At 65.2% G+C, this 22,446-nt stretch carries 18 protein-coding genes and 1 other RNA gene; 9 read left to right on the forward strand and 10 right to left on the reverse strand.

Going from position 1 to position 22,446, the window contains the following annotated elements:
- The first annotated feature begins 40 nt into the window (after positions 1-40).
- The 5 genes from NHH73_22060 (at position 41) to NHH73_22080 (ending at position 5,022) form a co-directional block, all read left to right on the forward strand.
- Entirely contained in the window at positions 41-910 is an 870-nt protein-coding gene (locus tag NHH73_22060) for a ThiF family adenylyltransferase (protein USX25267.1), read from the forward strand.
- The gene (locus NHH73_22065; GenBank protein ID USX25268.1) at positions 907-2,010 is read left to right on the forward strand and encodes a nitroreductase family protein; all 1,104 of its coding nucleotides are present in this window, start codon (positions 907-909) and stop codon (positions 2,008-2,010) included. Before NHH73_22060 ends, NHH73_22065 begins: the two co-directional genes overlap by 4 nt.
- Complete coding sequence (locus NHH73_22070) at positions 2,010-2,699, forward strand: acyltransferase (GenBank protein USX25269.1); 690 nt, start codon at positions 2,010-2,012, stop codon at positions 2,697-2,699. Before NHH73_22065 ends, NHH73_22070 begins: the two co-directional genes overlap by 1 nt.
- Positions 2,700-2,872: 173 nt before the next feature.
- Entirely contained in the window at positions 2,873-3,820 is a 948-nt protein-coding gene (locus tag NHH73_22075) for a PEP-CTERM sorting domain-containing protein (GenBank protein USX25270.1), read from the forward strand.
- Between the two features lie 242 nt (positions 3,821-4,062).
- Positions 4,063-5,022 (forward strand): PEP-CTERM sorting domain-containing protein, encoded by a 960-nt coding sequence (locus NHH73_22080; protein ID USX25271.1) that lies wholly within the window; start codon positions 4,063-4,065, stop codon positions 5,020-5,022.
- Between the two features lie 71 nt (positions 5,023-5,093).
- Here NHH73_22080 and NHH73_22085 read toward each other — a convergent pair whose 3' ends face one another.
- Entirely contained in the window at positions 5,094-6,299 is a 1,206-nt protein-coding gene (locus tag NHH73_22085) for a glycosyltransferase (GenBank protein USX25272.1), read from the reverse strand.
- Positions 6,300-6,497: 198 nt separating this feature from the next.
- Between NHH73_22085 and NHH73_22090 the strand changes: the two genes are divergently transcribed.
- Positions 6,498-9,479: a response regulator gene (locus NHH73_22090; GenBank protein ID USX25273.1), complete on the forward strand. Its 2,982-nt coding sequence runs from the start codon at positions 6,498-6,500 to the stop codon at positions 9,477-9,479.
- 1 nt (position 9,480) lies between these two features.
- Entirely contained in the window at positions 9,481-11,631 is a 2,151-nt protein-coding gene (locus tag NHH73_22095) for an EAL domain-containing protein (GenBank protein USX25274.1), read from the forward strand.
- 24 nt (positions 11,632-11,655) lie between these two features.
- Here the strand turns inward: NHH73_22095 and NHH73_22100 are convergent, their stop codons facing one another.
- From NHH73_22100 to dnaX, 4 genes are all read right to left on the reverse strand, one after another.
- Positions 11,656-12,873 (reverse strand): CoA transferase, encoded by a 1,218-nt coding sequence (locus tag NHH73_22100; protein ID USX25275.1) that lies wholly within the window; start codon positions 12,871-12,873, stop codon positions 11,656-11,658.
- An 83-nt stretch (positions 12,874-12,956) separates the two neighbouring features.
- Positions 12,957-13,547 (reverse strand): recombination mediator RecR, encoded by a 591-nt coding sequence (gene recR / locus NHH73_22105; GenBank protein ID USX25276.1) that lies wholly within the window; start codon positions 13,545-13,547, stop codon positions 12,957-12,959.
- 21 nt (positions 13,548-13,568) lie between these two features.
- The gene (locus NHH73_22110) at positions 13,569-13,895 is read right to left on the reverse strand and encodes a YbaB/EbfC family nucleoid-associated protein (GenBank protein USX25277.1); all 327 of its coding nucleotides are present in this window, start codon (positions 13,893-13,895) and stop codon (positions 13,569-13,571) included.
- Positions 13,896-13,956: 61 nt separating this feature from the next.
- On the reverse strand, positions 13,957-16,578 hold the full coding sequence (gene dnaX, locus NHH73_22115; protein ID USX25278.1) for a DNA polymerase III subunit gamma/tau: 2,622 nt from the start codon (positions 16,576-16,578) through the stop codon (positions 13,957-13,959).
- Positions 16,579-16,715: 137 nt separating this feature from the next.
- On the opposite strand from dnaX, the gene NHH73_22120 reads away from it, so the two are divergent.
- On the forward strand, positions 16,716-17,372 hold the full coding sequence (locus NHH73_22120) for a hypothetical protein (protein USX25279.1): 657 nt from the start codon (positions 16,716-16,718) through the stop codon (positions 17,370-17,372).
- Positions 17,373-17,447: 75 nt separating this feature from the next.
- On the opposite strand, the gene ffs is transcribed toward NHH73_22120, so the two are convergent.
- Both ffs and ubiD read right to left on the reverse strand, forming a co-directional pair.
- Positions 17,448-17,546: signal recognition particle sRNA small type (gene ffs / locus NHH73_22125), an RNA gene on the reverse strand.
- A 15-nt stretch (positions 17,547-17,561) separates the two neighbouring features.
- Complete coding sequence (gene ubiD / locus NHH73_22130; protein ID USX25280.1) at positions 17,562-19,046, reverse strand: 4-hydroxy-3-polyprenylbenzoate decarboxylase; 1,485 nt, start codon at positions 19,044-19,046, stop codon at positions 17,562-17,564.
- 483 nt (positions 19,047-19,529) lie between these two features.
- Between ubiD and NHH73_22135 the strand changes: the two genes are divergently transcribed.
- Positions 19,530-20,456 (forward strand): transglycosylase SLT domain-containing protein, encoded by a 927-nt coding sequence (locus NHH73_22135; GenBank protein ID USX25281.1) that lies wholly within the window; start codon positions 19,530-19,532, stop codon positions 20,454-20,456.
- Positions 20,457-20,533: 77 nt separating this feature from the next.
- Here NHH73_22135 and NHH73_22140 read toward each other — a convergent pair whose 3' ends face one another.
- The 3 genes from NHH73_22140 to ribH form a co-directional block, all read right to left on the reverse strand.
- Positions 20,534-20,929, reverse strand: coding sequence for a hypothetical protein (locus NHH73_22140; protein USX25282.1), 396 nt, complete (start codon positions 20,927-20,929; stop codon positions 20,534-20,536).
- A 401-nt stretch (positions 20,930-21,330) separates the two neighbouring features.
- A complete protein-coding gene (nusB, locus tag NHH73_22145) occupies positions 21,331-21,801 on the reverse strand; it encodes a transcription antitermination factor NusB (GenBank protein USX25283.1) in 471 nt (156 codons plus the stop codon).
- Between the two features lie 145 nt (positions 21,802-21,946).
- Entirely contained in the window at positions 21,947-22,435 is a 489-nt protein-coding gene (gene ribH, locus NHH73_22150; GenBank protein ID USX25284.1) for a 6,7-dimethyl-8-ribityllumazine synthase, read from the reverse strand.
- Positions 22,436-22,446 lie beyond the last annotated feature (11 nt).

Raw genomic sequence — 22,446 nt, forward strand, 5'->3', positions numbered from 1 at the left:
ATTCCCTTGAGCCGCATGGCGGCTGTTCCCTGGGAAACACATGGCACAGACCTTCTCTTACCACCACGCCTTCGCGCGCAATCTCGGCTGGGTGACGCCGGCCGAACAGTCGCTGCTCAAGGACAAGCGCATCGCCATCGCCGGGCTGGGCGGCGTGGGTGGCTTTCATCTGCTGACCTTGGCGCGGCTGGGCGTGGGCGCGTTCCACATCGCCGATTTCGACACCTTCGACATCGCCAACTTCAACCGCCAGATCGGCGCCAACATGTCGACCCTGGGCTTGCCCAAGGTCGAGGTGCTGGAGGCGATGGCGCGCGATATCAATCCGGAATTGCAGATCACCAGCTTTCCCACCGGCGTGGACGACGTCAACATGCGCCGGTTCTTCAAGGGCGTCGACCTGTATGTCGACGGCCTGGACTTCTTCGCCTTCGGCGCGCGCCAGGCCACCTTCGCCGCCTGCGCCAGGCTCGGCATTCCGGCGATCACGGCCGCGCCGCTGGGCATGGGCACGGCCGTGCTCAATTTCATGCCGGGGGAGATGACGTTCGAGCAGTACTTCGGCTGGGGCGACCTGCCGGACGACGAGAAGGCGCTGCGCTTCCTGGTCGGGCTGGCGCCGGCCGGACTGCACGGGCGCTACCTGGTCGATCCGTCCAGCATCAATTTGAAGGAGAAGCGCGGTCCCTCCACCATCATGGGCTGCGAGTTGTGCGCCGGCGCCGCCGCCACCGAGGCGCTCAAGATCATGCTCAACCGCGGCGAGATATTGGCCGCGCCGCGCGGCTATCAATACGACGGCTATCGCAACAAGCTAGTGCGCACCTGGCGTCCCGGCGGCCACCGCCACCCGCTGCAACGGCTGGCGATGCTGCTGGCCAGGCGGCGCCGTCCCGGAGACCAATCATGAGCAAGATGGAACAACACTTGGATTCCACGCTGGAACAGATCCTCGAGCTGGCGCGCTGGGCGCCCAGCGGCGACAACACCCAGCCGTGGCGCTTCGAGATCCTCGACGCGCGCCGCCTGATCGTGCATGGCCGCGACACGCGCGACCACTGCGTCTACGACCTGGACGGCCACCCCAGCCAGATTTCGCTGGGCGCGCTGCTGGAAACGATGGCCGTTGCCGCCAGCACCTTCGGCCTCGAGATGCAAGCGGCGCGCCGGCCGGAGGCGCCCGAGGCGCGCCCCACCTTCATCATCGACTTCGTGCCGGCGCCGCAGCGCGAAGCCGATCCGCTGGCCGACGTCATCCTGGTGCGCAGCGTGCAGCGCCGCCCGCTGAACCGGCGTCCGCTGACGCCGGCCGAGAAGACCGCGCTGGCCGCCGCCCTGCCGCCGGGCTTCGGCGTGAGCTGGCTCGAAGGCCGCCAGCGCACGGCGGCGGCGCGTTTGATGTACCGCAACGCAAAGCTGCGGTTGACGATGCCGGAGGCGCACCAGGTGCACCAGGCCGTCATCGAATGGAACGCCCGCTACAGCGAGGACCGCATGCCGGACCAGGCGCTGGGCGTGGACGCGGTGACCGCCAGGCTGATGCGCTGGATCATGCGCGACTGGCGCCGCGTGGAATTTTTCAACACGTGGCTGGCGGGCACGGTGGCGCCGCGCCTGCAGATGGACCTGATCCCCGGCCTGGCCTGCGCCGCCCACTTCGTGCTGACGGCGCAGCGCCGCCCGCAGCGCGTCGACGATTACGTCGCGGCGGGCCGGGCCATGCAGCGCTTCTGGCTGACGGCCACGGCGCTTGGCCTGCAACTGCAGCCGGAGCTGACGCCGCTGATCTTTTCCCGCTACGTGCGCGAGGGCCGGGTGTTTTCCGGCACGCCGGGCATGCAGCAGCGCGCGGCCGACCTGGCCCGACAGGGCGAGCAGCTGGTCGGCCGGCAGGCGTGGGAGACGGCCGTGTTCATGGGCCGCATCGGCGCCGGCGAGCCGGCCGCGGCGCGCTCGATCCGCAAGCCGCTGAGCGAACTGCTAATCGGCCCGTCGGCGGGGAGCCGCTGATGCGCGCCATCAAACCGTTGCAGATCGCCGTCTTCCTAGGCTTGCTGGCCGTGATCCTGGCGCTGGGCGTGGGCGCCACCGCGCTGCTGCTGGGCGGCTTGCCGCTGGGCGATTTTCGCGGCGTGGCGCTGCTGCTGGCGGCGGTGCTGCTGACCTACCTGGCGGCCTTTGCCGTGTACCGCGGCTTCCTGTTGGTCATGCCGCTGCGCGAGGGCGAGGTGGCCGAGAACTCGCGCCACGAACTGGCCGCCAACGTCAACATCCTGTTCTACCTGTTGCTCTTCAATTCGCTGATCCGCACGCACTTCATCCCGGTGCCGGTGGCGCGGCTGATCTACCTCGCGCTCGGCGCCAGGCTGGGCGCCAACACCTACAGCGCCGGCGCCCTGCTCGATCCGCCGCTCACGCGCATCGGCAGCAACACCATCATCGGCCACGACGCGGTGATCTTCGCGCACGTGATCGAAGGCAGCCGGCTGGAACTGAAAGCGGTCGTCATCGGCGACACCGTCACCATCGGCGCCAAGGCGGTGGTGATGGCGGGTGTGCGCATCGGCGACCACGCCATCGTTTCGGCCGGCGCGGTGGTGACCAAGGACACCCACATCGGCGCCGGCGAAATCTGGGGCGGCATTCCGGCGCGCAAAATCAAAGCGGCCTCGACACTCAAAGCAAGCGGGCTAAGCTAGGGCAATGAACTGGCGTGTACAAGTGACGGAATTTTTTACGCCCTTTTCGACGCGCAACACACATCGCGGCGCAAGCCTTTGAATACACAGGCTTCGTCCAGGCTGGCAGGGGTTTTGCTGAAGAGGTGGAGCGACCTTGATTTCCAGGGTCTTCTATTTCTTGGGGAACAGCTATGAACTATTACAAACCCGCCGCCGCCGCCCTCCTCGCCGCCACGCTGGCAACACCGTTCGGCGCGCTCGCCGCCCCCGTGGTCGGCCTCGACCCCACCGGCACCGGCACCTACACCACCTACGCCGACCTGTGGACCAACATCACCGACACCGCCGTGGTCACCGGCTTCGTTCCCGGCGCCACCGTCGGCGGCCCCGGCGGCATCGCGCCGTACGTGACCGAGCTGCACACGCAGACCGTCATCGGCACCATGAGCAACAGCAATGCCGGCGCCATCGTCACCCCGGCCGGCCTCAACACCAGCTTCGAGATGACCAAGATCGTGCGCTTCGAGGAACTGGTCACGTCGCAAAACGCGACCACCGCCACCTTCGGGTTGGCGCCCAGCCAGTCGGCGGCGATGGACGTCGATCCCACCCGCGCCGGCGTGCAGAACTTCGCCGTGTTCTTCGACCGCATCACCCCGGGCGGCGCCAGCCAGGCCGTGCCCGGCAACGGCGTCGACACGGTGCGCTGCTACGGCGCCGGCGTCACCGGTGGCGCCGCCAACGGTTGCGGCGGCGGCGCGGGCGACCCGGACGGCGACGGCATCATGGTCCTGTCGGGCCACCTGGTCTTCAACACCGCCAGCTTCGTCGCCAGCGGCGCCGTCGGCACCGGCTCGTTCGACACCCGCTTCGTGATCGATTATGTCGATCCCGCCTACCTCGACGTCGTCACCGGCTCGGTGTTCCGGGACCGCTTCACCGGCACCACCAATGTGCCGACATTCTTTACACCGACCTCGATGTGGGACGGCGCCACGCCAACCACCGTGCCGTTCCTGAAAGTGGACTCCTCGCAGTCCTTCGCCGCCGTGCCGGAACCCGGCACCGTGGCCATCATCGGGCTGGGCCTGGCCGGACTGGCACTGAGCAAACGCCGCAAAACCAACGCTGCTTGCTGATGGGCCGTTTGCCGTAGGCGGTGGCAAAGACGGCATCCTCTTCGGCGCTTTTCAACGGACCCCGGCGCCATGCCCGCGGTCCGTTTTTTTAGTGACGGCTTTTTTTACAATAGTTGCAAAAGCGTAGTATGGGTGTTGCGCAAGTGCTTGATTTCTTTCAGTTCACATTGCTTGGCAAGGGTTTTGCTCTATAGGCATACGACCCCGATTTCCGGGTGCCGCCAACTCCAGGGAGCACACACATGAACATCCTCAAACCCGCACTGGCCGCCGCCGCAATCGCCACCGCCCTGGCCGCGCCGCTCGGCGCCAGCGCCGGCCCCACCGTGGGCCTCGATGTCACCGGCAGCGGCAACTACAGCACCTATGCCGATCTGTGGACCAACGTCACCGACACCGGCCTGGCCACCGGCTTCATCCCCGGGCGCACCGTCGGCACCGGCCCCGGCGACAGCCTGCCCTACCTGACCGAGCTGCGGTCGCAGATGGTCATCGGCACCATGTCCAACAGCAACACCCCTGCCATCGTCACGCCGGCCGGCATGAACACCACCTTCGAAATCAGCAAGGTGGTGCGCTTCCAAGAGCTGGTCAACGTCCAGACGCCGACCACCGCCCACTTCACCCTGCCGCCCTCGCAGTCGGCCGCGATGGACGTCGACCCGCTGCGCGCCGGCGTGCAAAACATCGCCATCTACTTCGACCGGATCACCAACGGCGCCGGCAGCAGCCGCGCCGTGCCGGGCAACGGTAACGGCACCGTGCGCTGCTACGGCACCGGTTCGACCTCGACCGGCTGCGGCACCTCGCCCGGCGACACCGACGGCGACGGCATCATCATCCTGTCGGGCCACCTGGTGTTCAACGACGCCAGCTTCACCGCCAGCGGCGCGGTCGGCACCGGCTCGTTCGATTCGCGCTTCATGATCGATTATGTCGATGCCGCCTACCTGGACATCGTCACCGGTTCCATCTTCCAGGACAAGATCACCGGGACCACCAACGTGCCCTCGTTCTTCTCGCCGACGATGATGTGGGACGGCGCCACGCCCACCACGGTGCCGTTCCTGAAAGTCGATTCGTCGCAGTCCTTCGCCGCCGTGGCGGTGCCCGAACCCGGCACCCTGGCCATCATGGGCCTGGGCTTCGCCGGCCTGGCCATGGGCAGCCGCCGGAAAAGCGACGCCGGAAGCAAATCCTGACACTTCGGCTGTGTAACTTTGGCGGACCCTGGCGGCGTACCTCGGTCCGTTTTTTTTCGTCCGGATTGGACTCACAACGGCAACAGCTCGCGCAGCAAAGCCGACAGCCGCGCGCCGGCGTCGTACAGCGCGAACTGCCCGGCCACCTTGCGCGCCGCCGCCCTGGCGCCGGGTTGCTCGAGCAAATCGACGGCGGCGCGGCGCAAGGCGTCCTCGTTCAAACGGTCCGAGCGCAGCAAGGCGCCGGCGCCGCTGGCCACCACCCCATGCATGTTCAAATACTGGTCGAGGTTGCCTGCGATCCCGAGCACCGGCACGCCGGCGCCCAGGGCCTGCTGGCTGGTCGGACTGCCGCCATTGCAGACGACCAGGCTGGCGCGCCGCGCCGCCTCGATGCCCGGCAGATAGGCCGCCACGCGCGCGTTCGGTGGGACCGCTCCCATGGCCACCTTGCCGGCGGTCGCGGCGATCACGCCGACCGGCAACGTCGCCAACGCCTGCAATACGCGCGGCAGCAACGCGCCCTGGCCCGAACTGCCCAAGGTCACATAAACAATCGGCCTGTCCGCCGGCAACGCGTCCCACCAGTCCGGCAAGCCGGTGGGCGGCGACCACGCGACCGGCCCCAGATAAGAATGTGTGGAAGGCAAATTCGTCGCCGGAAACATCTCGGAGATGTCGGCGTACAACACATGGTCGGCGTCGGTGTAGACGCGGCGCAAATCGTGGCCCAGCGGCGGCAAGCCGTAGGTGCGCCGCACCTGGTTGAGCGGCACGCTGTGCAAGGCGAACGCCAGCGGGCGCGCCAGCTTGAACAGCCGGTCGGCGATGGCGATCGGCAACACGCGCGACAGGCCGATGGCCGGCACGCGGTAGTGCTGTCGCACCCAGGGACTCCAGTAGGCGTTGATCAAGCCCACATACGGCACGCCGGCCAGCCGCGCGCTGACCGACAGCGACAGGCGGAAGTCGCCGATCACCAGATCCGGGCGCACTTGCTTGAACACGCGCAGGTCGTCCTCGACATAGCGGTGCAGGGTGGCCGCGTCGTAGACCGGCTTGCCGGCGGCCAGCGCGGCCAGGAAGCGCGCGCTGGAAATGCTGATGAGGCCCCAGCTGCGCACGTTGCTGCCGTTGAAGAACATTTCGTAGCCGGGTGCGCAGGCGATATGGACGTCGTAACGTCCGCGATCGAGCATCGCGGCCAGCGCCAGCGGGCGCCCCACGTGCGCCAACGTCACGGCCTCGGCCATAAACAAAATCTTTTTGCGTTCCATATCGCCAGCTTGAAGTGTGGTATCCGGCGTCGCTTGAGAATGCGCAAACGTGCAGCCTTAGACCTAGATCAACATCGCCCTTGCCACATGCATATATTTTTCCTAGTGGCACCCACGAATCCACGCACGAAGCGTGTGCCGCGCACCGCCCGCGTCGACGCCTTCGGCGCCCACTGTATCGTTGGGAACCGCTAAGCGATGTTCAATTTCGAACGTTCCGGCCTGAGCCAGAAACTGACCATCATTTCCGTGCTGTCGACGGGCAGTGCCTTGATGCTGGTATTCATTGCCTTCGCCGTCACCTCCGTGCTCAGCCACACCGACGACGAGCGCAAGCAATTGTCGGCGCTGGCCGGCGTGATCGGCAACAACAGCATGATCGCGCTATCGCGCGGCGACCGCAAGCAAGCTGAGCAGACGCTGGCGACGCTGGTGGCGGAGGACGACATCCTGCAGGCGGCGCTGTACGACGACGATGGCAAATTGCTGGCGCGCTACGCGTCCGCCGATCTGGCGGACAACCAGCAGGCGCCGCCCCTGCTCGAGGTTCCCGCGGCCGGCCCGGAGGTACGCAGCGAGCGCACCGGTCCGCCGTGGGCGCCGGCCATGCGGCTGCAACGGGACGTGCCCGGCCGCGACGCGCCGGCCGGCACCGTGCTGATCGAGCGCTCGCAGACGCGCATGTGGGTCGACATCCTGAAAAACCTGGGCGCGGCGGCCGTCGCGGCGGTGCTGTCGTTCATGACGGCGCTGCTGATGGCGGCGCGCTTCAAGGGCAGCGTGGCCGAGCCGGTCGGCAAGCTGATCGCGGCGGCCCAGCAGGTCAGCCGCGGCCAGCCCACCGAGCGCATCAGCCACCAGCGCAGCGACGAGCTTGGCGCGTTGATCGACAGCTTCAACGACATGCTGGCACAGGTCGAGGCGCGCGACGGCGCGCTGGCGCAGTACCGCGACCAGCTCGAACGCCAGGTCGGCGTGCGCACCGAGCAGCTGGAAAAGGCCAAGAACGCGGCCGAGGCGGCCAGCCAGGCCAAGAGCGCGTTCCTCGCCACCATGAGCCATGAAATCCGCACACCGATGAACGGCGTGCTGGGCATGACCGAGTTGCTGCTGGCCACGCGGCTAAGCGAGCAGCAACGCCACTACACCAGCATGGTCAAGCGTTCCGGCGAGCATTTACTGGTGATCATCAACGACATCCTCGACTTCTCCAAGATCGAGGCCGGCAAGCTGACGGTCGAATATATCCACTTCAACTTCCGCGATTTGCTCGACGATATAGACAACGTCTTTTCGCCGCAGGCGCAGGCCAAGGGCATACGGCTCGAATTGGCCATCGCCAACGACATTCCGGTGGCCATCCACGGCGACCCGAACCGCTTGCGCCAGGTGATCTTCAATCTGCTGGGCAATGCCGTCAAGTTCACCGAGAGCGGCAAGATCACCGTCAAGGTCGCGGTGGTGCAGGAGGATCCGCAAACCGTCGGCCTGCGCTTCGAGGTGCACGACACCGGCATCGGCGTGTCGAGCGAGGCGCGCTCCCGTATTTTCGATTCCTTCTCGCAAGCGGACGGCTCGACCACGCGCAAACACGGCGGCACCGGCCTCGGACTGGCGATCTCAAAACAACTGGTGGAGCTCATGGGAGGCACGATAGGCGTCGATCATGCGTTAACTCAAGGGTCGATCTTTTGGTTTGCCGTAAATTTCGATAAACCACGCGTCGATTTTGACGATCCTTCCAACACCAACTTGGGAATACGCGCTTTGATTGTTGACGAAAACCCCACCAGCCGCGCCGAGCTGGAACGGCGGCTGACGGCCTGGCGCGTGCTCAGCACCAGCGCCTCGGCCACGCAGGCGCTGCAACAGCTGCGCCACGCCGCGTCGGCCGCGCAACCCTTCGACGTCGTGCTGCTCGACATGGAGCTGCCGCGCACCAGCGGCCTTGCGCTGGCCGCGGCGATCCACGCCGACGCCGGGCTGGCCGCGACGCGGCTGTTGTTGCTGAGCACGGAACGCAACGCCGCCGACCGGGTCCAGCAGCGCGAGGCCGGGGTCGCCTTCCAACTGATCAAGCCGCCGCGCGAGTGCGACCTCTACGACTGCGTCGTCACCCAGACGCAGATGCGCAGCGCCGAACCGGCGCGCCTGCCGCCGTTGCAATCGCTGCAATCGCTGCAATCGTTGGCAAATGGCGACGAGCGGCCGATCCGCCTGCCGCATACGGGCGCGGCCTCGCCGGCGGCGCCGCCGTTGTCGAGTTTCAGCTCGAGCACGGCGCTGCCGGCCCAGCGCGCGCGCAAGGGACGCAAGGTGTTGCTGGCGGAAGACAATCCGGTCAACGTCGAAGTGGCCAGCGCCATGCTCGAAGGCCTGGGCCTGGACGTCAGCCGCGCCTGCAACGGCCAGGAAGCGTTGCGCTCGGTGCAGGCCGGCGACTTCGACCTGATTCTGATGGACTGCCAGATGCCGGTGATGGACGGCTTTGCCGCCACCACCGAGATCCGCCGCCACGAGCAACAGCGCGGCCGCTCGCGCAGCCTGCCGATCATCGCCATCACCGCCAACGCGTTGCAGGGCGACCGCGAATCGTGCCTGGCCGCCGGCATGGACGACTACCTGAGCAAGCCGTTCACGCAGCAGGCGCTGGGCCTAACCATCGGCCGCTGGATCACGCTGCCACGGGTGGCGCCGGCGCCGCAGGACGGCCCGGCCGACGCGGCGCCGACGGACCTTGCGCCCAGCCCGCCCCGGCAGTCGGAAACGTCCAGCGACACAGCTGCGGCCGCGCCCGTCGCGGCCACGGTCCCGCCGGTGCAGGAATCGCTGATCAACCGGCAAGCGCTGGAAAACATCCGCGCGCTCAGCGCCAGCAACGGCGACGCGCTGCTCGAGCGGGTGCTGCAGGCGTATCTGGAAGACACGCCCAACCATTTGCGCATCATCAAGTCCGCCATCGACAGCGGCAGCACCGTGCAAATACGCAAGGCGGCGCACAGCCTCAAATCCAGCAGCGCCAACGTCGGCGCCGACGCGCTGGCGCAGCGCTGCCGGGAAATGGAACAGCTGGGCCGCAACGATACCACCGCAGGCGCCGCTGCCCTGCTCGATGATATGGAACGATCTTTCCAGGCCGTACGGCAGGCATTGGGAGCTATCCTGGAAAAGGAAATTTAACATGGCAACGCCCTTCTCCCCCAAGCGCGGTCTGGTGCTGGTCGCCGACGACGATCCCGTGATGCGCCTGCTGATGCTGGAAATGCTGGCCCAGGTCGGCCTCGACGCCGTCGAGGCCGAGGACGGCGTGCAAGCGCTGGCCAGCTACCAGAGCGTGGCGCCGGACCTGGTGTTGCTCGACGTCGAAATGCCCGGCATGGACGGCTTTGCCGTCTGCCGCGAAATCCGCCGGCTGGAAACGCATTCGGTGGTGCCGATCATCATGGTCACCGGCGGCGACGAGCTCGAATCGGTGACCAAGGCCTACGAGGCGGGCGCCACCGATTTCGTCTCCAAACCGATCAACTGGCCCATCCTCGGCCACCGCGTGCTCTACGTGCTGCGCGCCAGCGACGCCATCACCCGCCTGCGCATCGCCGACGCCCACCACCGCGCCGTGCTGGCGGCGATCCCGGACACCTTCTTCCGCATGAACAAGGACGGCTTCTATCTGGACTATGAGCAAGGCCACGAAGCGAGCAGCGTATTCTCCAGCGACAACTGCGTCGGCCGCCACCTGAACCAGGTGCTGCCGGTGGAGATCGCCCAGCACATGCTCGAGGAGGTGCGCACGGTGCTGGACACCCAGCACATCCGCTCGCTCGACTACGAACTGCCGATCCCCGGGCCGGCGCCGCGCGTGCGTCACGGCGAGCACGCGGTGCCGCTGCCGGTGCGGCATTTCGAGGCGCGGCTGGTGGCCACCGGTCCCGACGAGGTGCTGGGCCTGGTGCGCGATATCAGCGAGCGCAAGCGCACCGAGGAACAGATCCGGCGCCTGGCCTATTGCGACAGCCTGACCGGCATCCCGAACCGTCAAGCTTTCCTGGAAACCCTGGAAGCCGAGCTGACCCGCTCGCGCAAGGGCAACAAGAAGTTCGCCGTGCTGTTCATGGACCTGGACGCCTTCAAGCGCATCAACGATACCCTGGGCCACGACGTCGGCGACCATTTGCTGATGGCCGTGTCCGAACGCCTGCGGGAGACCACCCGCCCGAGCGATCTGGTCTCGCGCACCGAGGTGGGCGGCAACAACCTGGCGCGGCTCGGCGGCGACGAATTCACCATCCTGATCCCCGACCTGGAGCGGGTGGAAAACGCGCTCAACGTCGCGCACCGGGTCAAGGAAGCGATGCGGCGGCCGTTCCTGATCGACGCCCACGAAATCTTCGTCACGGCCAGCATCGGCATTTCCCTGTATCCCGAGGACGGCGAGGATTGCAACTCCCTGCTCAAGTACGCGGACACGGCGATGTACCACGCCAAGAACTGCGGCAAGAACAACGCCAAGCTGTACAGCTCTTCGCTGACGATGCAAATCATGAGCCACGTCAAGCTCGAGGTCGGCCTGCGCAAGGCCTTGCAAAACGACGAACTGTATTTGCTGTATCAGCCGCAGATCGACGTCGCCAGCGCGCAGATCGTCGGCGTCGAGGCGCTGGTGCGCTGGCGCCATCCGGAGCGCGGCGTCATCTCGCCCACCGAGTTCATCCCGCTGGCCGAGGAGACCGGCCTGATCGTCCCGATCGGCGAGTGGGTGCTGCGCACCGCGTGCCAGCAAGCCATGGCCTGGCAGTCAGTCGGCAAGCAGCCGCTGCGGGTGGCGGTCAATCTGTCGGCCAAGCAGTTCAAGGATGAGAACTTGACGCAGATCGTCATGTCGGCGCTGGACGACACCGGCCTGCCGGCCGAGCTGCTGGAACTGGAGCTGACCGAGGGCACCTTGATGGACGACGCCCGCGCGACCATGGTCACACTGGAGCAGTTGCGCGCCATCGGCGTGTACCTGTCGATAGACGACTTCGGCACCGGGTATTCGTCGATGAACTATCTCAAGCGTTTCGATGTGCGGGCGCTCAAGATCGACAAGAGTTTTATTTGTGGGTTGCCGCAGGATTCGGAGAACGCGGCGATCACGCGGGCGATCATCGCGATGGCGCATGGCCTGAAGATGGCGGTGGTGGCCGAGGGCGTGGAGACCGACGCGCAGCTGGTGCTGTTGGAGGAATACGGCTGCGACGTGGTGCAGGGCTATTACCTGGGCCACCCGTCGCCGCCGGAATCGATCACGCTCATGCTGAGCAACCAGTGCGCGCTGGCGACGCCGTTATAGACGTTTCTCCGCGGGTCCTCGCTTTTAGAGGACCCCGTCCTTCTTCATCGCGGCAATCTCGTCGTCGCTATAGCCCAGCGAACGCAACACCTCATCGTTGTGCTGCCCCAGCGCCGGACCTATCCACTGAGTGCGGCCAGGCGTGGCCGACAGCTTCGGAGAAATCGCCGGCAGCTTGACCGGCGTGCCATCGGCAAATTGATGCTGCTCGAACATCTCGCGCGCCAAAAACTGCGGATCGACCATCATGTCCCGCACCGAATAAATTTTACCGGCCGGCACATCCGCCGCCTTCAACACCGTCAGCGCGCTGTCGATATCCTGCGTATCGCACCACGCCTGGATCGCGTCGTCGATTTCCTGCGTGCGCTGCACGCGGCCATCGTTGCGCTCAAGCTGCGCATCCCCGGCCAAATCGAAGCGCCCCATGGCTAGCATGAGCCGCTTGAAGATCGCGTCGCCATTGCCGGCGATGACGATGTTCTCGCCATCCTTGGTCGTGTAGGTATTCGACGGCACAATCCCGGGCAAAGCCCCGCCGGTACGCTCGCGCACCACGCCCGCGTGATCGAACTCCGGCACCAGCGACTCCATCAGATTGAAGACGGATTCATACAGCGCCACGTCGACCATCTGGCCCTCGCCTTCGAGCCTGCCGCCGGTGGCGTCGCGGTGCCGCAACGCCATCATCGCGCCGATCACGCCGTGCAGGGCCGCGACCGAGTCGCCGATCGACACGCCCACGCGCACCGGCGGCCGGTCCGCGTGGCCGGACACATAGCGCAAGCCGCCCATCGATTCGCCGATCGCGCCGAAGCCCGGCAAATCCTTCATCGGCCCGGTCTGGCCGAAGCCGGACAACCGCACCATGATCGTGGCGGGGTTGAGCGCCTTCAATTGTTCGTAGCCGATGTCCCACTTTTCCAGCACGCCGGGACGGTAGTTTTCGACGATGATGTCCGCTTCCAGCGCCAATTGACGGGCGATGGCGCGGCCACGCTCGCTCTTCATGTTGAGCGTCAACGATTTCTTGTTGCGCGACTGCACCGACCACCACAGCGACGTGCCATCCTTCAGCACCCGCCACTTGCGGATCGGGTCACCGCCATCGGGCGATTCGATCTTGATCACCTCGGCGCCGAACTCGGCCAGCATGCGCGCGCAGAACGGCCCGGCGATAAGCGTGCCCAGCTCCAGCACCTTGATCCCGGCCAATGGCAAAGCAGGGGTTTCAGGCGGCATGCCGCCTGCCTGCGTGCGGTCTTCCCCTGTAGGGGAAGACTCCCGCCCTACAGGGCTAACGGGACCGGAAGATTTGGGATCGGTCATGTCGACCTGCGGTCCAGCATCGCGCGGGCGATCGTGCCGGCGTCGACGTATTCGAGTTCGCCGCCGACCGGCACGCCACGCGCCAGGCGGCTGACGTTCAGCCCGCGCGCCTTCAGCAGCTCGCTGATGTAGTGCGCGGTGGCCTCGCCCTCGTTGGTGAAATTGGTGGCCAGCACCACTTCGGTGACCAGCCCGTCGGCGGCGCGCGCCACCAGCTTTTCCAGGTGGATATCTTTCGGGCCGATGCCGTCGAGCGGCGAGAGCCGTCCCATCAGGACAAAGTACAAGCCCTTGTAGGTCAGCGTCTGCTCGATCATCAGCTGATCGGCCGGCGTCTCCACCACGCACAGCAGGCGGCGGTCGCGCTGCTCGTCGGTGCACATGTCGCACACCTCTTCCTCGGTGAAGGTATTGCACAGCGCGCAGTGGTGCACGGCGCTGACGGCCTGGTGCAACGCGCGCGACAGCATGTCCGCGCCTTCGCGGTCATGCTGCAGCAAGTGGAACGCCATCCGTTGCGCCGACTTGGGGCCGACGCCGGGCAGACGGCGCAACGCTTCCGTCAGAAACTCCAGCGACTTGGACATATGCCCGGACCGTGGCCTTCCTTAGAACGGCATCTTGAAACCGGCCGGCAGATTCATGCCGGAGGTCAAGCCGCCCATCTTTTCGGCGGCGGTCGCCTCGGCCTTGCGCACGGCGTCGTTGAAGGCGGCGGCGACCAAGTCTTCCAGCATGTCCTTGTCGTCGGCCAGCAGCGAAGGATCGATCGACACGCGCTTGACGTCGTTCTTGCAGCTCATGACAACCTTGACCAAGCCGGCGCCGGACTGGCCTTCGACTTCGATCAGGGCCAGCGCTTCCTGCGCCTTCTTCATGTTGTCCTGCATTGCTTGCGCTTGCTTCATCAAGCCTGCCAGTTGGTTCTTCATCATGATGGAGTTCTCCGTGTTTGAAATTGTAAAGTTGTGATCGACGATGTGATCGATGATGTGATCAGCTCGGCGACGCGGCCAGGGCCGCCGCCGGCGGCACGATGGAGCCCGGCACCACCCAGGCGTCGAACTCGCGAATCATGCTGTTCACAAAGGGATCGTTGGCGATGGTCTCTTCGGCGGCCCGCTGGCAGGCCGCTCGGTGCGCCTGCGCCTCGGCGCTGGCGGTGTACCAGACGGCGCCCAGTTCGGTATCGACGCGCACGGCGCGGCCGAAACGCTCGGTCAGCGCCACGGTCAGCTTTTCCACGTTGCCCTGCGTGCGCCAGGTTTCGATCGGCACGCGGACCTTGAAGACGATGGCGTTGCCGTCGATGCCGCACTCGATCAGCTCAGCCTGCATGGCCAGTTGCTGGGCCACGCCGCGCAACGGCAGCGCGGCGGCGACGGCCGGCCAGTTGCCGTCCCAGCCCAGCTCCGGCACCGGGGTGATGACGTAGGCGTACGGCGCCTTGGCGGGCGCCGGCGCGGCGCGGGCCGGCGCGACGAACGCCTGCACGCCATCGCCCATGGCGTTGGCGGCCGGGGCCGGGGCGGCCGATGGGCTGTGCGACGGTGCGTAAGACTGGCTTTGCGCGGGCGCCGCGTAGGCGGTGGCGTGATCGGCGCGCGCCGGCGCCGCTTGCGCTATCGCGCTGTCGTCGGAAAATTCGGTGACCCACGGCGGCAGGTCGTCCTCGTCGTCGGCTTGCTGTTGTGCAGGCTGGGCGGCGGGCGCGGCGTATTGCGGCGCGGCGGCGGCAGGCGCTGCTTGCTGAACCGGCTGCACGGCCTGACGCACCGGCGCTTCCAACACGGCGGCGTCGCCACCCGAGGCCGCGTTTGGCGGCATATCTTCCCATGGCGCAGGACGCGACGGTGCGGCGGCCTGCGCGGCATTAAAATTTGCGGATGCCCCCGGCGGCGTATGGGCAGCGCTCGGCGCCTGCGGCTGCGATGGCGGCGGTGGAGCGGCCATCGTTGGCGTCGGGGCCGGCTCGGCAGCGGCTGGCGCTGGCGCCGATGCGGCGGGTCCGCCGCCATAGGCGCGCGACCCGGGCTTGGAACCGGCGCGCGCCGCTTCCAGCGCGGCGTTCAACGCCGCGCGGGCCGGACTGATCGGGCCAGAAGGCGCGGCGGCTGCGGCCGCGGCCTGTGGCGCCAGTGCCGGTGCCGGTGCCGGTGCCGCCATCGGCGCGGCCATTGGAGCCGGGGCCGGCACAGGCGCAGGTGGCGCCATTGCCGGCGACGGCGCCGTATTCACCGGTGGACTTGCCGTCGCGACAGCCGCGGGAGCCATCGTCGGCGCTGGCGCTGGGACGGGCGCAGGCGCGGAAGCGAAGGCGGCCGCAGGCGGCTGCAGCTCGCCACGCGCCATCGCGGCGGCGGCGCCGGCAACGACCGCAGGCGGCGTCATGCTGGCGTGGTTGGCCTGCACATGCGAAGCCGCGCGCGCAGGCGGCGCGGCGGCGGCGCGGGCGGCCGCCACAGCCGCCGGACGCGACATCGCCGGCGCGCCCGCCGGTTGTCCTTCGGCCCCGCCTACGCCGGGCCGAAAGGCCAGCATGCGCAGCAAGGTCATCGAGAAACCGGCATATTCATCCGGCGCCAGGCCCAGTTCATTGCGGCCGTGCACGGCGATCTGGTAATACAGTTGCACTTCTTCCGCGTCGAACGCGGCGGCCAGACGCACGACGTCGGCATATTCGGGCAAATCCTCCGGCAGCGCGGCCGGCACCGTCTGCGCCAGGGCGATCCGGTGCAGCAACGTGCCCAGATCCTGCAGCGCGCCGTTGTACGACAGACTGCGCGTGGCCATCTCATCGGCCACGGCCAGCAAGTCGGCGCCGTCCTGCGCGGCCAATGCGTCGAGCAGGCGGATCAGATAGGACTGGTCGAGCGCGCCGAGCATGCCCTGCACCGCGTCGAGCGTCACCTCGCCGGCCGCATAGGCGATCGCCTGGTCGGTCAGCGACAGCGCGTCGCGCATCGAACCGTGGGCGCCGGCGGCCAGCAGGCGCAAAGCCGGCTGTTCGAAGGCAATGCCCTCCTGCCCCAGGATATTTTCCAGGTGGCCGATAATGTGGCCAGGCGGCATCTGCTTCAAGTTAAATTGCAGGCAGCGCGACAGCACCGTCACGGGAATCTTTTGCGGATCGGTCGTCGCCAGGATGAACTTGACGTGCTCCGGCGGTTCTTCCAGCGTCTTCAGCATCGAGTTGAAGGCGTGGTTGGTCAGCATGTGCACCTCATCGATCATATAGACCTTGAAGCGCGCATTACTCGGCGCATATACCGCCTGTTCGAGCAGCTGCGCCATCTCGTCCACGCCCCGGTTCGACGCCGCGTCCATCTCTATATAGTCGACAAAGCGGCCCGCGTCGATCGCGGTGCACGCCTCGCACACGCCGCAAGGGGTCGGCGTGATGCCGCCGTTGCCGTCCGGGCCGACGCAATTGAGCGACTTGGCCAGGATGCGCGACAAAGTGGTCTTGCCGACGCCCCGCGTACCGGTGAACAGGTAGGCGTGGTGCAGGCGTCCGCTGTGCAGCGCGTGCGTGAGCGCGCGCACGACGTGCTCCTGGCCGACGAGCGTTTCGAAGTTCTTGGGGCGGTATTTACGGGCGAGGACTTGATAGGACATGCTGGATTTTACCGTAGATAGCAGGAGCAAAGGGGCTGCGTTGGGCGCGCCAAAGCGGCAATTGTAACAACTCGGCGCGATAATAGGTACGGCAACAATTCTGCCCTACAATTTGTTTTTGCTTCAACCTGTGAAAAATGAAAAAAATCGCCCTGCTCTCCCTGCTGATGTTGTCCCTGAACCTGCACGCCGCCGAACGTGAGTGGACGCCGTACAAAAAACTGGTCGAGGGCCTGCGCCTGGACCGGTTCTACGCGCTGCCGCCGGCCGAGCGCGACCGGGTCAACCTGTTCCTCAAGGTACAACCGGTCAACAAAGCCTACAAACCATCGGACGTGGTGCTGACCGTCGTCGACGGCGCCGAACGCACGCCGCTGCCCGCGCTCACGCCGGACTTCCGGCTGGCGATCGGCGCACCCAATCCTAAATGGATGCGCGACGACGTCAAGATCATGACCAGCCTGCCGAAGGAAGACAAGACCGCCGTCAACTACGAGGCGGTGACGCCGCTGCCGGAAGGCCTGCAATGGTCGTACGCCACCGTGATGGGCAGCGTCGGACAAATGAACAAGGCGATCAAGAAGATGGCTGGCGCGATGAGCCTGTTCGCGCCGAGCGTGGATGCGGTGCTGTTCAAGTTCGACAAGCCGGCGCAGCTGAAGATAGGCGCCAAGGTCTACAACACCAACGCGAAACACGAAATCGCGCTCAAGCCGGAATCGGACTTGATGAAGTCCAACCCGATGATCGTCGCCTCGGAACGTCCGTTCGAAGCGGAACTGCGCGGCGACTAAGCCGGCCGTAAGTTCGGTAGACATAAAAAAAGCTGCCTGATGGCAGCTTTTTAATATTCCCGAAGGATTCCCGAAGGAGGCGAGCCTGATCTGCGGCACTTATGGTTAACAGCCGTGGCTGCTTCGTTCCCGACCTGACCAGGTTAGCCGTGCCACAATGCGCAGGGGCCCGCCGGGATCAATTATACCCTACAGGCCCAACTCCTGCCAAATCTGATCGACACGCGTTTTCACCTCGGGCGTCATGGTGATCGTCGTGCCCCACTCGCGGGTCGTTTCCCCCGGCCACTTGTTGGTCGCGTCGATGCCCATCTTGCTGCCCAGGCCGCTCACCGGCGAGGCGAAGTCGAGGTAATCGATCGGCGTGTTGTCGACCAGGGTGGTGTCGCGGGTCGGATCGACGCGGGTGGTGATCGCCCAGATCACTTCCTTCCAGTCGCGCACGTTCACATCCTCGTCCACCACCACGATGAACTTGGTATACATAAACTGGCGCAGGAAGCTCCACACGCCGAACATCACCCGCTTGGCGTGGCCGGCGTACTGTTTCTTGATCTGCACCACCGCCATGCGGTAGCTGCAACCTTCCGGCGGCAGATAGAAATCGGTGATCTCGGTGAACTGCTTTTGCAGCAGCGGAATGAACACCTCGTTCAGTGCCAGGCCCAGCACGGCCGGCTCGTCCGGCGGCTTGCCTGTATAAGTAGAGTGGTAGATCGGATCGCGGCGCATCGTGATGCGGTCGATCGTAAACACCGGGAAGGAGTCCTGCTCATTATAGTAGCCGGTGTGGTCGCCATACGGCCCCTCCAGCGCGTGCTCGTAGCCGGACGGATGGTTCTCGTCCGGATAGATATGGCCTTCGAGCACGATCTCGGCCGACGCCGGCACGCGCAGCTCGCTGCCGATGGCCTTGACCAGCTCGGTGCGGCTGCCGCGCAGCAGGCCGGCGAACTGGTATTCCGACAAGCTGTCGGGCACCGGCGTGACCGCGCCTAATATAGTAGCGGGATCGGCGCCCAGCGCGACGCAGATCGGATAGGGCTTGCCCTTGTTCTGTATGGCGTGCTCGCGGAAATCGAGCGCGCCGCCGCGATGCGCCAGCCAGCGCATGATGACCTTGTTCGGGCCCAGCACTTGCTGGCGGTAGATGCCCAGGTTCTGGCGCTTCTTATTAGGGCCCTTGGTGATCACCAGGCCCCAGGTGATCAGCGGCGCGATATCGCCCGGCCAGCAATGTTGAATCGGCAGCTTGGCCAAATCGACATCGGCGCCCTCCCACACGATGTCGTGGCACGGCGCGCCGCGCAATTCCTTCGGCGCCATGTCCCAGACGGCCTTGACCAGCGAGCCCAGGCCCAGCAGGTCCTTGAAATCCTTCGGCGGCTCCGGCTCCTTCAGCCGCGCCAGCACGTGGCCGATTTTGCGCAACTCGCCGACCTCCTCCGCCCCCATGCCGAGCGCGACGCGGCGCGGCGTGCCGAACAGATTGGTCAGCACCGGCATGCTGTGTCCGGTAGGATTTTTGAACAGCAATGCCGGCCCGCCGGCCCGCAATGTGCGGTCGGATACCTCGGTCATCTCTAAATGCGGCGAAACGGGCAATAAAATGGGCCTAAGTTCGTCCATTCGTTGCAACTGAGAAATAAAATCTCGCAAATCTGAATATTTCATCGTTTTTTAATTTTTTCTTACGGTGAAGCCTACTGTTTAAAAATACAGGTCAAGTAGTTGATTTTATTGGTTTTCCAGCGAACACAAGCAAAAATGTCAGACTTAAAAGTAATAGCTTTCAATTGCGTTAGTATTGACTTGATATAAAACGGCTTCTACAATTTGCCCTACTTGAAGAGGACAGGGTCTCAGGACCACATGGAAGCACATGTTGATGTTGCTCATTCATTCACGGAGTCGGGGCTCCACATGACATTTTAAGGAGTGTTTTCAAAAGGCGTCTGCCTTACCCCCGAAAGAAGTTGTATTGCGACTGATCGAATACCACAGGGAAAGATCAGCTCAGGCAAGCAATGACGGCGTCCAACGCGCGCACCCATAGCGGCGACGGACGATGATATTTCTGATGCATGGCATTAGCACCCCGTTAGCTGCGTTCAACGCTGGCAGGGACCCGCTTTTACGGCATTTCAGGGGAACTCTATGATTAATCGCTTCACTAGTGCGTCGGCTGCGGCCCGCACTTACCTGGCCGGCCAGCCAGCGACGTCGTTTTTGACGGCCCGCGTATCGGCAAAGGGCATTTTCACCACCGCCCAGCACACTCTGACCATTCTTGGTGTGACCGCTTTAGTTGTTATGGCAGTATTTTTTGTTCGTCCGGACCTGGCCAAAGCCCTGAGCGACAGCCTGAACCCGGCTCCAGAAGTCCCAGCCGTCGCCGCCGTCGTGGCGCCGCCGCTGTCGGCTCTGATGCAAACCCAAGCCTCCGCTCCGGTAACCGCCTCGGCCAACGCCAAGGACGCACCGCTGAGCGCCGACGAAAAAGCGCTGATGGGTACCCAGAAGCAGCAGCAATGGGTGACCTCGTGGCTGTCGAAGCGTTACCGCGTGGCGGGCGACGCCGCCAACATGCTCGTTTCCACCGCCTATCTGACGGCCCGTGAGATCAAACTCGATCCACTGCTGATCCTGGCGGTGATGGCGATCGAATCCGGCCTCAATCCGTTCGCGGAAAGCCCGGTCGGCGCGCAAGGCCTGATGCAAGTCATGTCGAAGATCCACCACGACAAGTTCCAGGAAATGGGCGGCCTGCAAGCGGCGCTCAATCCGGTCGCCAACATCCGCGTTGGCTCGCTGATCCTCAAGGATTACGTCCAGCGTGGCGGTTCGGTCGAAGCCGGCCTGAAAATCTACGTCGGCGCGGCAGCGTTCGAGCATGACGACGGCTACGGCTCGAAAGTCATGGCCGAGTACAACCGTCTGAAGCAGGTTTCGGCAGGCAAGAAAGTACCGACGATCACGCCGATGCTGGCAGCCGCCAAGCCACAACCGCAGCAGCAGCCGCAAGCCGCGCCGATCGCGGCCGCGTCAAGCGCGAACCACGACACGCAAATCGCCGGCCTCTGATATATATAGAGAGAGAGGCGTCGCAAAAAAGGCCGTTCAGTGCATGCACTGGACGGCCTTTTTTCGTTGCGCTACGCTCACGGGCAACTGGTGACTTTGGTTTTGACGCCGTCGCGGAAGGGATCGCGGCCGCCGGTCAGGGCATTGTTTTCCTTGTACGCGCAGTAGGTGCCGCCGCCCGCAGTGCGCACCTTGGTCATCAGGCGGCCGTCGGGCGTCACCACCTCCTCCGTCGTCGTGCCGCTGTCGTTGCCGACGTAGGCGCCGCCGATCTTGGCCGCAAGCGAGGTCGTATCGTTGGCGATCCGCTTGTCGCGCGGATTCCAGGCCTCCTTGCGCAACTGCTTGTCGACCAGGGCGGCGCTTTTCAGCGAACGCTGGCGCAGGTCGTCATCAGGCTTGGCGGGCTGCTCGGCAAACGGGTCCGGCGGCGGCGTGGGCTGGGTGATCGCTTGCGGCTGCGTCACTGCCACCGGAGTGGGCTCGGCCGGAGCCTCGGTCTCCGAACGGGCAGTGAGAGCCTGGGGTGGTCGCCGCGTAGCGACCTTGGGCGGCGTTGGCGCAGCCGGCTGAAGCCGTTTGACCGGTGCAAGGATATAAGTAATGGCCGCGTGGGGCGCCATGGAAGCCGCCAGAGGCCGCTCAGGCGTCTGCCACACAAAGAAGCCCAGCACGTGGGCGCCGCCGATCAGCGCCAGCCAGCCGCGCCGGCGCCATGCTTGTCGGCCTCGAGCAGGATAGAGTTCGATAATGCGCCCTCAAAATTAGTCGTATATCAATTGATTCTGCGGTGCAAGCTGAGAAGGGTCAACAAGCATATAAAAAAAGCCACCGCAAGATACCTTGGGTGGCTTCTGACGATACCGGCAGCGGCTTAACGCTTCTTGTCGGCCGCCACTTCGTCCGGACGCAGACGCGCGGCCAGCTTGTCCAGCACGCCGTTGACGTATTTGTGGCCGTCGATACCGCCGAACGACTTGGTCAACTCCACCGCTTCGTTGATGACGACGCGGTAAGGAATTTCCAGGTTGTTCTTCAGTTCGAACGCGCCGATCAGCAGCACCGCGTGCTCGATCGGGGACAGTTCGGAGATGCCGCGGTCGACCAGCGGCGCGAACGTCTCGCGCAACGCCACCGAATCCTTGATCGCGCCGTACAGCAGCACGGTGAAATGGTCGCCGTCGGCCTTGTCGAAGCCGTGCGCGCCACGGATGTTGTTCACCACGGTGGCGGCGTCTTCATTGTTCAGCAGCCACTGATACAAACCCTGCAACGCGAACTCGCGTGCGCGGTGACGCGGCGTGCGACTCTTGCTAGGGTTGGCGTGCAAAATTTTATCTGTCATGGTTGTACCCGTTTCTAATTACTTACTTTAATTACTTAGTGCTATTTCAAAAATGCGGTGTTCGGGTCGCCGACGGAGCTTGGCGGATTACGCTGCGCTAATCCGCCCTACGTGATTCCGTAGTTTACACGCGTCGTGGCCGGGATTACTCGTCGTCGCCCTGATCCTGGCTCAGCTCTTCGAGCGCGATGGTCAGGTTGGCCATCTCGACGGCCACGCGGGCGGCGTCGGCGCCTTTGACGGCCATGCGTGCTTCCGCCTGCTCGTCGTTCTCGGTGGTCAGAATAGCGTTGGCGATAGGAATACCATAATCGAGGCCGATACGGGTGATGCCCGCGCCCGACTCGTTCGAGACCAGCTCGAAGTGATACGTTTCGCCGCGGATGACCGCGCCCAGCGCGATCAGCGCGTCGAACTGCTGCGACTCGGCCATCTTCTGCAGCACCAGCGGCACTTCCAGCGCGCCGGGAACGGCCACATGCAGCACGTCCTCGTCTGCCACGCCCAGGCGTTTCAGTTCGGCCAGGCAGGCGGACAGCAAGCCGTGGCAGACGTCCTCGTTAAAACGCGCCTGAACGATGCCGACGCGCAAACCGTCGCCGGACAAATTGGTTTCGTAGCTTCCTACCGTCATGATGGACCTCT

Source organism: Oxalobacteraceae bacterium OTU3CINTB1 (genome assembly GCA_024123955.1).
Lineage (GTDB): Bacteria > Pseudomonadota > Gammaproteobacteria > Burkholderiales > Burkholderiaceae_D > Rugamonas.

Excerpts from the sequence above, each read along its gene's own strand:
- NHH73_22060 (USX25267.1), top strand. The coding sequence starts at position 41 with ATGGCACAGACCTTCTCTTACCACCACGCCTTCGCGCGCAATCTCGGC.
- nusB (USX25283.1), bottom strand. The coding sequence starts at position 21,801 with ATGACAGATAAAATTTTGCACGCCAACCCTAGCAAGAGTCGCACGCCG.
- recR (USX25276.1), bottom strand. The coding sequence starts at position 13,547 with ATGTCCAAGTCGCTGGAGTTTCTGACGGAAGCGTTGCGCCGTCTGCCC.
- NHH73_22080 (USX25271.1), top strand. The coding sequence starts at position 4,063 with ATGAACATCCTCAAACCCGCACTGGCCGCCGCCGCAATCGCCACCGCC.
- NHH73_22090 (USX25273.1), top strand. The coding sequence starts at position 6,498 with ATGTTCAATTTCGAACGTTCCGGCCTGAGCCAGAAACTGACCATCATT.
- NHH73_22085 (USX25272.1), bottom strand. The coding sequence starts at position 6,299 with ATGGAACGCAAAAAGATTTTGTTTATGGCCGAGGCCGTGACGTTGGCG.
- NHH73_22075 (USX25270.1), top strand. The coding sequence starts at position 2,873 with ATGAACTATTACAAACCCGCCGCCGCCGCCCTCCTCGCCGCCACGCTG.
- dnaX (USX25278.1), bottom strand. The coding sequence starts at position 16,578 with ATGTCCTATCAAGTCCTCGCCCGTAAATACCGCCCCAAGAACTTCGAA.
- NHH73_22065 (USX25268.1), top strand. The coding sequence starts at position 907 with ATGAGCAAGATGGAACAACACTTGGATTCCACGCTGGAACAGATCCTC.
- ribH (USX25284.1), bottom strand. The coding sequence starts at position 22,435 with ATGACGGTAGGAAGCTACGAAACCAATTTGTCCGGCGACGGTTTGCGC.
- ubiD (USX25280.1), bottom strand. The coding sequence starts at position 19,046 with ATGAAATATTCAGATTTGCGAGATTTTATTTCTCAGTTGCAACGAATG.
- NHH73_22135 (USX25281.1), top strand. The coding sequence starts at position 19,530 with ATGATTAATCGCTTCACTAGTGCGTCGGCTGCGGCCCGCACTTACCTG.
- NHH73_22100 (USX25275.1), bottom strand. The coding sequence starts at position 12,873 with ATGCCGCCTGAAACCCCTGCTTTGCCATTGGCCGGGATCAAGGTGCTG.
- NHH73_22070 (USX25269.1), top strand. The coding sequence starts at position 2,010 with ATGCGCGCCATCAAACCGTTGCAGATCGCCGTCTTCCTAGGCTTGCTG.
- NHH73_22095 (USX25274.1), top strand. The coding sequence starts at position 9,481 with ATGGCAACGCCCTTCTCCCCCAAGCGCGGTCTGGTGCTGGTCGCCGAC.
- NHH73_22110 (USX25277.1), bottom strand. The coding sequence starts at position 13,895 with ATGATGAAGAACCAACTGGCAGGCTTGATGAAGCAAGCGCAAGCAATG.
- NHH73_22120 (USX25279.1), top strand. The coding sequence starts at position 16,716 with ATGAAAAAAATCGCCCTGCTCTCCCTGCTGATGTTGTCCCTGAACCTG.